Here is an 8,544-nt window from a genome sequence, read left to right as displayed (position 1 = left end):
CCATCGCTGCGCGATGGGCAAGCGAACCACCGGGCTGCGCCCGGTGGTTGCGCGGACGCTCCGCGTCCGCGCTGGCGACTCGCTGCGCGAGTCGCCCACCACCCAGGCTGCGCCTGGGTGGTGACGGCCTGTCCGCTGCGCTCCCAGGCCTGGCCTTGCTGTGCAAGGCCTGACCGGTTCTCCGCTTCGCTCCGTACCGGGTTGGGCCGGCCCGCTGCGCTCCCCCGCCCAACGGCCCCTCCGGCTACGCCTCCACGGCCTTCGGCCCGCTGGCGCGGGCCGGGCTGGCTACACGGAAGGGTGGCCGGGGGGTCCTCCGGGCGACTGGGCTGCATCAGGTGATGCAGCATGTTGAGTTGGTGGAACCAGGCCACACCCCCGGAGAGGTTATGGAACCTTAGAGGTAACATCGAATTCCTGGGTGGAGAATGGGATTCTGCGTCACCCCGTGTATGCCTCTCAGGGGTATTCTCCGGGGTCCCTGAATACTGGTGTACCACGTTCTTTCCTGGCCCTCTTTGGTGAGAGCTTCTCTCAGTCCCGTCCCATCGCTGAAGCGATCGAGAGATACCCGCGGAGGTACGTGACTCCTTCGCCGCCACTGATCTGGACGCGGCCGACCACGCGTTGCAGGATTTCGGGGTCTGTTCACAAAATGTGCCCTGAGCTGCAGCGATGCTGCCTGTGCGTCTGACTCCGTGGGAGCCGGAGGTGTTGGAAGCGTTGCGGGCGACTCCTGCAACGTTCCCCTCCAGGGGAAACCGCAGGCTGGACGGCCCGCACGAGCAGCACCAGGTGCAGCGTGAGGGCGGCGCGCGGTGGCTGCACCGCGATGAGCCCAAGGTCTGAGCAGCCGAAGCTGGCAGCGGTGCGATACGCGTACCTGGATCAATGACCGGTCCGTGTAACCCGCGCATGCGGGTTCGGCGCGCCGCTGGTTGAGAGCCGTGATGGATGGGAGGGGAGTTGGTATAGCTGGGTGCCCGACTATCTAGGGAGATCTGATGAAGCGTTCGCTTCACGCTGTCGGTGTCGCCGCTGCCACTGCGGTGGTGGCCCTTGGCAGCATCGGCCTGACTGCTCCGGCCGCTCAGGCCGACACCGGGAAATGCGGGCACACCCTGGCGAGGGCTCTCAATTCGGCCGAGAAAATCAGAAGCACGCAATCTGGCTATGCGGAAGCTCGAAACGTCGTGGGCCTTCGGAAGAGCATCAAGGCTGCAACCGGAGGTCTGTGCGACGCCGCCACTGATCTTGACGTGTGGGAGGTCGTGCGGGGTGACGTTATCCGGCTTGAGAAGGAGGTTTACGAAGCCTATATGGCAGGGGAATTGAGCCGGCTGAGCCGGGCTGTGGATCAGCTTGCACCCAAGATCCGTGAGTTCGACAGTATTTCGCGCACAAGGCCTTCGGGCTCAGCCGAGGGGAGCCCTGATCTGTCCTGAGGCGGTGAGAACGGCGAGTGAGGACTCTCGCCCCTGAGACAGCATCAGCCGCTATGGGATAAACCCCCATGACAGTGATCCCGCACAACGATCTCTCACTTAACGACAGCGGCCCACCCACACGCAAATTGCCGCTGACCAGCCCCGGAACACTCCACCCCAGAACAAGACCACCGACTCTCACCACCACCGACACCCAGTCGAGAGATCGCACCTATCCTGCGTGATCGGATGGCTCGACGGACACGCTTCGCATGACAAGGCGCCGAGCCCAACGAATCGCCCTACAAGCCCTCCAGGCCTGGCAGCCCTTGGGCCCCCAGGGCTGCCTGGAGGTGCCCCTGAGCGCCCTGCCCGCCCCACCCCGGGGCGCGGCGGCCACCGGCCGACGCGATCCCCTCACAGCCAGCGCAGCGCCCGCCTTCCGATCCGGCCACCAACCCAACCCCCCAAACACCCCACCCCCCAGAACAGAAAGGGCAGCCAGAAGAGGAAGTCTGACCACTCACCACGCCAAAAAAACGGCCTGACCTGGGGGAACTGAGAGGGGTCGTCCGGGACGAGTGCAACCCCCTTAGCAACCCCCTCTGCAACTCCCTTAGCAACCTCCTTTGCAACCCCCTTAGTAACCCCCTTTGCAACAAAGAGAATTCGCCCCGCACCTCCCTCGGGGCGCGGCGGCCACCGGCCGACGCGGCCCCCCACGGCCAGCGCAGCGCCCCGTCGGCTTCCAATGACCGCCACCGCCCCAAACCACCCACCACTCCCCCACAACACCGGGAGCAGGAAGGGCAGCAGAAGAGGAAGTCTGACCACTCACCACACAGAAACCAGGGCCTGACCTGGGGAAACGGGAGAGGCCGCCCAGGACGAGCGCACCCCCCTTCGCACCCCTCTGCGCACCCCCCTGTGCACCCTCAGGAAACGGGCAGATCGGACGGGCGGGGTGCGGCCCGTGCGAGGAGCCGGCGGAGCGCGGGGCCGGACCGGCCGTCGCAGGTGGCTGGTCGGCCCACTCACCACCGCGTGGTGAGTGGCGTGGTGAGTACGGCGGGCCGCGTGGTGAGTGGCCGCGCCGCCGTGGTGAGTTCCCGGCGTTTGAGGGCTGTGACCTGCGGTGGTGAGTGGAACTCACCACGCCCGGGGTCAGTTGGTGTTGAGGACCTGGACCTCACCGACCCGGGCCGTCCAGGCGGTCTCGCGGGTGGTGGTGAGCGTGCCGGTCTGGGCGCCGCCCGCCGTGACGGTCCAGTCCACCGACCACGTGGTGGTGGTGGACCCGGCGTAGCGGCTGTCCGGTTCGTCGGTGGAGGAGCGGCGGTATCGGTGGCCGCAGTCGGGGGACATGTTCTTGCCGTGGTCGGCGGTGTACTTCGTGCCGGGCCCGGGGCAGGTGACGGTCTCGCCGTCGCCCATGTCCCACACGGCCCAGGTCACCTTCGCGGTGGCGGACACGGTGACGCCTCCGGCTGTGGCGGAGGCCGTGACCGGCCCGTACGTGGTCGGGGAGGGGGTGGCCCACATCCAGAACGGCATCCCGACCACGTAGGTGCCCTCCGCCCTCGGGTTCGCGATCACCGGGCCGGTGAGCCGCATCGACTCCACCGCCTGCCGGGCCACCACCTCCGGATCGATCGTCGGCGCGGCGGCCGGCGCGGACGCGGAGAACATCGTCCCGCCCGCCAGCTCCCGGCCCGCGCCGGGGCAGGTGACGTTGTAGAGCTTGCCGGGGGCGCCCGGCTTCCAGGTGGCCGGGACGCCGGTCGCGAACGTCCAGAGCGGGTCTTCCGGGCCCGGCTGCGGGTCGAGGGCGCGCCAGTAGCAGGCATCGGCGTGGTTGAAGGTGCCCATGTCGGAGGAGCAGGGGACGGCCTTGCCGTCGATCGCGCACTCCGGGGCGCTGCTGCCCCGGCCGCCCTTGCCGGGCTTGGCCGGCTTGCTGTCCACCGGGGTGCCCGGCGCGGTGCCCGGGTCCACTGCGGTGAGGTCGCAGTCCAGTTCTTTCGGCGGGCACTGGACCGAGCCGCCCGGTCCGTCCGCGACCGCGGATGGTGCCGGCGCCAGGAGGGCCAGGAGCGCGAGCACGGAGGCCGCCGCCGTACGGCGCGCGGTCAGCATGTACGGTCCCGCTCGATCGTGGAGGTGTAGATCTTCCACTCGCCCGTCCCGGCCCGCTGCGCGGTCGAGGTCACGTAGTGGCGGCGCGGCCCGGACGGTGTCGCCGCCGCCTTGCCCGAGCCCTTCTTGACCTTGTCGTAGCCGTTGGAGTCCACGCAGTCCACGATCGTCGCCCGGAGCGGATCGGACGTGGTATCGATCGTGTCCACCTCCGGCGAGCGCACCGGCTCACCGCGCATCACCGTCCCCTGCTGCTGGTACCAGAACAGGGTGGACTTGATGTCCGCGAGCGCCTTGTGCCCTGCGTACGCCTCCAGCTCCGGCGCCAGCTTGCCGGTCGCGTACGTCTCCAGCTCCGCCGCCGACATCCCCTCGTACGCCTCGAGCACCGCCGCCTTCTCCGCCGCGTCCGGGTCCACCGACGGTGTCGGCGAGGAAGGCGCCGGAGGCGCCGCAGGAGGCGGTACGGGATCGTCGGCGCCACCACATGCGGCCAGGGCGAGCGCGAGCGGCACAGCCGCGCACAGGCCCGTCCAACGTTTCAGCCGAGCCGTCATCCAGGCCACCCCCGTGGTGCGTTCGTGATCAGGTCCGCGATCACCGTAACCCCCAGCACGGGGACGGTTACAGCAGAATCCCGGCCGTGCACCCGGCCGCCGCCCGAGAAGGAGAACACCCTCTTCCCCGACTACGCGGAGAAGAGGTGTCGGCGCGGTTGCCCGGCTTGCCCACCAGGCCTGACCAGGCAGAACGCGCGGAATCGCGGAAGGGGGGTTCCCACCTCCGGTGCAACCCCCGGTGCGACTCTGGGCGCACCTGCGTAGACAACCGTGGATCCCCCGCCCGGTGCAACCCGCCCGGGGCCGGCTCTCGGTCCCGGCCGCCGCCGCCGCGTACGTCACCGGCACCCTCTGTACGTCAGTGCCTGTTTCTAAACCCGGTAGCTGCACGTCAACGGCCGCTAAGGGGGGATTGGACGGAATCGGGGTTCGCCTGGGCCTTCGCGTGTTCGGCGAATACTGTCTCTTCCGGCGGCCCGCGGGCGGTGTTTTGCGGCCAATGTGGTTGAGGGTACGGCTTGTTCATCGATTTCGGATTCGGATGGGTACGCGCTGTGCCAGCTTGGCTGCGGAGGGTCGCCCGTGTGGTGCAAGTCCTGGGCAGTCCCGCCGAGTTCGGTACGACCGCGCCTCTGCCGGTCCATCGAGGGCTGACGGCTCCCGCCGGCGGGGTGCGGACTGGAAGGAGAGACAGTGAAGTTCTCCCGTTTACGAAGAACCTGGCCTATACGCCTGATATCCCGACCGCTGATTGCCGTGGCCTGTTCCGCCGCGCTGGCTGTGACCGGGCTGGCGGTGGTGGACGCTCCGGCGGCCTGGGCTGCGGGTCCCAATGTGGCCTACACCGCCAATGCGGGATCCAACAACGTCTCGGTGATCGACGTGGCCACCAACTCGGTGACCGCGACGATCCCGGTGGGCAGCACTCCGCAGGGGGTGACGGAGAACGCGGCCGGGACCCGGGTCTACGTCACCAACAACGGCGCCGGCACCGTCTCGGTGATCGACACCTCCACCAACTCGGTGACCGCCACGATCAGCGGGTTCTCCCGACCGGCGGGCATCGCGGTCAGTCCGGACGGCACGCGGGTGTACGTGGTCAACGTCACCAGTCAGACCGTCTCGGTGATCGACACCTCCACCAACACGATCACCGGCACGGCGATCCCCGTGGGCACCGCACCGTTCCGGATCACGGCCAGCCCCGACGGCTCCCGCGTCTACGTCGCCAACCAGGGCGTCAGCCCAGCCAACGGCACCATCTCGGTGATCAGCACCGCGACCGCCACCGTGGTCGACACCATCACGGTCGGCCGCGGCCCTCTGGTCCTGAAGAGCAACCCGGCCGGGACTCTGCTGTACGTGGCGAACCAGGTCGGCAACACGGTCTCGGTGATCAATACACCGGCCAACACCATCGCCGCGACGATCACGGTCGGCTCCCTGCCGCAGGGCGTCGCGGTCTCCCCGGACGGCAGTGAGGTCTACGTCACCAACCAGACCAGCAACAACGTCTCGGTGATCGATGCCGCGACCAACACCGTCGCCGCGACCATCGCGGTCGGCACCGGCCCGGTCGCCGCCGCGTTCAACGCCACCGGGTCCTACGCCTATGTGACCAACTTCAACGCCGGAACCGTGTCGGTCATCGACACCAGTACCCGGACGAGCGTCGCCACCGTCACCGTCGGCACCCGCCCCTACGACATCGCCCCGGACCTGGTGCCGCCGCCCGCTCCCGTCGTGACCGCGATCAGTCCCACCTCCGGCCCGACCACCGGCTCCACCGTCGTGACGGTGACCGGCACCAACTTCACCGGCGCGACCGCCGTCACCTTCGGCGGCACCCCCGGCACCGGCCTGACCTGCACCGCGACCTCCTGCACCGTCACCTCCCCCGCCCACGCCGCAGGAACCGTCGACGTCCAGGTCACCACCCCAGGCGGCACCAGCGCGACCTCCGCCGCCGACCAGTTCACCTACGTGGCCGCCGCCGCTGACATCGACGTGGACGTCACCGCACAGCCGCACCTGGGCATCCTGGTGCCCTACCTCACCTACACCCTGACCGCCCGCGACCTGGGACCCGGCGCAGCCACCTCGGCCACCGTGACCGCCAGCCTGCCGCCCGGCGCGAGCGCCACGAACCTCTCCACCGGCTGCACCACCGCCACCGGCACCGTTACCTGCACCTACGGGCCGATCGCCAACGGCACCGCGGTGAACAAGACGTTCCGTATCCCCCTGAACCTGCTGTCCCTGGGGCATGTGACGGTCACCGGCGTACGCACGGCCTCCGCACCCGCCGACCCCAACGCCGCCAACGACAGCGCGTCCGCGACCTGCACCGTCATCTCCATCGTCCTGGCCACCTGCCCCTGACCCCAGATCACCTGGAGGGGGGCCTGCGGACGGCTATCCGCAGGCCCCCCTCCAGGTATGACACCTCAAAGGTTCAGTGCCTGTTCTCGATCTGCGGCATACCGTTGGCCCAGGTGAGGGGGGCTTTGCATGATCACGAGTTCCGGGACGTATAGGCAGACCGAGAACGCGTCCGAGGGCTTGGGGATGCCCTCGCGCTGATCATTGAGTGCTCGTGCCGATGGGTCGGTGGTGGGGTGAGGAGCGCCGTGGTGTGACCAGCCGGGGTGGCGCTGCAAGGGGGTATTTCAGGGCATGACTGCCATCCTTCGGCCATTCTCCGTGATTGCATGAACGCTCTTTGTGACGGGCGGCGAGGATTTCGGTGCGGCTTCGGTGTATCGGGGCTGTGCTCGCGCCTGTCCTTCACCACCGTCCGCACGACGTCCCGCTGGGTGGGTCGTGCGACAAGGAGGCCCACATGCACCTGTCTGCCACCCCGCCCCCCGGGCGCCGGGGCCGTTCCGGCCGTCGGCGCCATCGAGTAGCGGCCGCCGGCGCCGCGTGCGCGCTCGTGCTCGGCGGCGCCCTGACCGCGGCTGTGCCCGCGCACGCCGGTCCGGTCACGCCGGTCGCGGCTGTCCCGGCGGCGATCACGACGGCCGTCCACCAGGCCTATGTGGTGAAGTTGATCGACACCAGTCCCCAGGGCCGGACGTTCCCGGAGACCGACGCCCAGCTCCTGGCACACGTGGACGGGGCACTGGACTACTGGGTCGACCAGAGCGATCAGGCGATCTCCTCGTTCACCCGCACGGCCGGCCTGCCGACGATCAACGGGGACTGCTCCGCCTCGAACGTCCACAGCAGTGCGTGGACCGCCGGGCACGCCCTGTTCCCCGGCGTGACCTTCGGCGGCGCCACCGGCAACCACCTGATCGTGCTCGCCCCGAGCGGATGCGGCCCCACCGGCATCGCCTCCATCGGCTCCCTGGCGAACGGACTCAACAGCGGCGGCGACGTGTTCGTCTCCGACAGCCCGAGCATCATCGACACCTCCCTGGTGCACGAGCTCGGCCACAACTTCAGCTTCGACCACGCGAACGCGGTGCGCTGCACGGCGTCCGGCGGGACGACGACCTGCGCCGAGGAAGGGGGGCGCGACTTCTACTCGGTCATGGCGGCCTCCGTGATCGGCCTCGCGGGGAGGCCGCCGTTCCTGTCCACGGCGCTGGGCTCATTCGAGCGCGCCCGGCTCGGCGTCACCAAGACATGCGAAGTCCCCGCGCTCAGCCTGGGCAGCGGCCAGCACGACGTCACCGCGACGTACGACCTGTGGGGGCGCGGCACCAAGGACGGCACCCGCGGCCTCAAGATCGTCGACCCGACGACCAGTGATACGTACTTCCTCGACTGGCGCAACAAGTCCGGCCGCGACGCCGGCGCGTACTACGCCGAGTCGCTCGTGGCGGCATCGGGCTTCGTCCCCGGCGTCACCGTGGACAAGGTGAAGGCCCTGTCGGGCGGGAACAGCCAGAGCGTCCTGCAGGCGATCACCCAGGCCACCTCGCCGCGCAATCTCTCGCTCCAGGCCGCGGAGACCTACACTGCCGGCGGCCTGTCCGTGCGTGTGGACGCGACCGGCGCCGTCACCGGCACCGCGCAGGTCACCGTCACCTTGACCAACCCCTCGGGCACCAACACCACGCTGCCGGCCCAGCAGGGCACCGCCGCCGTCACCGGCACCCCGACCGCCGGCGCCACCCTCACCGCCGTCCCGACCAACTGGACCGCCGGCTCCTGCTACCGCTACCAATGGCTCGACAACGGCACGGCGATCACCGCCGCGCGCGCCGCCACCTTCACCGTGCCGGCCAACCCTGCCGGACACGTCTACACCGTTCGGATCACCGGACAGCAGTCCGGCTACCAGCCGCGGACGGTCACCTCGCCCTGACCCCACGCCGACAGGCAACAGCGGCTATCAGCGGGCTACGCACCCAGCCGTGAACATCGGGCGGTTCCGGCGAAACCTCTGAACCTGGCCTTCGCGAGGCGAA

General features: G+C 69.3%; 5 protein-coding genes. 3 read left to right on the top strand and 2 right to left on the bottom strand.

Annotated elements, in window-relative coordinates; translation table 11 throughout:
- Positions 1-1,004: 1,004 nt before the first annotated feature.
- The gene (locus tag OG245_RS37835; protein WP_331745440.1) at positions 1,005-1,445 is read left to right on the top strand and encodes a hypothetical protein; all 441 of its coding nucleotides are present in this window, start codon (positions 1,005-1,007) and stop codon (positions 1,443-1,445) included.
- A gap of 1,146 nt (positions 1,446-2,591) precedes the next feature.
- Here the strand turns inward: OG245_RS37835 and OG245_RS37830 are convergent.
- Together OG245_RS37830 and OG245_RS37825 are read right to left on the bottom strand one after the other, a co-directional pair.
- Entirely contained in the window at positions 2,592-3,563 is a 972-nt protein-coding gene (locus OG245_RS37830; RefSeq protein ID WP_331745439.1) for an ATP/GTP-binding protein, read from the bottom strand.
- Positions 3,557-4,120, bottom strand: a complete 564-nt coding sequence (locus tag OG245_RS37825) for a hypothetical protein (RefSeq protein ID WP_331745437.1) — start codon at positions 4,118-4,120, stop codon at positions 3,557-3,559. Before OG245_RS37825 ends, OG245_RS37830 begins: the two co-directional genes overlap by 7 nt.
- A 759-nt stretch (positions 4,121-4,879) precedes the next feature.
- Between OG245_RS37825 and OG245_RS37820 the strand changes: the two genes are divergently transcribed.
- Both OG245_RS37820 and OG245_RS37815 read left to right on the top strand, forming a co-directional pair.
- Positions 4,880-6,505, top strand: coding sequence for a beta-propeller fold lactonase family protein (locus tag OG245_RS37820; RefSeq protein ID WP_371628126.1), 1,626 nt, complete (start codon positions 4,880-4,882; stop codon positions 6,503-6,505).
- A gap of 460 nt (positions 6,506-6,965) precedes the next feature.
- The gene (locus OG245_RS37815) at positions 6,966-8,441 is read left to right on the top strand and encodes a hypothetical protein (protein ID WP_371628125.1); all 1,476 of its coding nucleotides are present in this window, start codon (positions 6,966-6,968) and stop codon (positions 8,439-8,441) included.
- The last annotated feature ends 103 nt before the right edge of the window (positions 8,442-8,544 follow it).

The sequence above is a fragment of the Streptomyces sp. NBC_01116 genome (genome assembly GCF_041435495.1).
Classification (GTDB): domain Bacteria; phylum Actinomycetota; class Actinomycetes; order Streptomycetales; family Streptomycetaceae; genus Streptomyces.
The sequence above is the reverse complement of the archived record's forward strand: the minus strand, read 5'-3'. Positions and strand labels throughout refer to the sequence as shown.

Excerpts from the sequence above, each read along its gene's own strand:
- OG245_RS37835 (WP_331745440.1), top strand. The coding sequence starts at position 1,005 with ATGAAGCGTTCGCTTCACGCTGTCGGTGTCGCCGCTGCCACTGCGGTG.
- OG245_RS37830 (WP_331745439.1), bottom strand. The coding sequence starts at position 3,563 with ATGCTGACCGCGCGCCGTACGGCGGCGGCCTCCGTGCTCGCGCTCCTG.
- OG245_RS37825 (WP_331745437.1), bottom strand. The coding sequence starts at position 4,120 with ATGACGGCTCGGCTGAAACGTTGGACGGGCCTGTGCGCGGCTGTGCCG.
- OG245_RS37815 (WP_371628125.1), top strand. The coding sequence starts at position 6,966 with ATGCACCTGTCTGCCACCCCGCCCCCCGGGCGCCGGGGCCGTTCCGGC.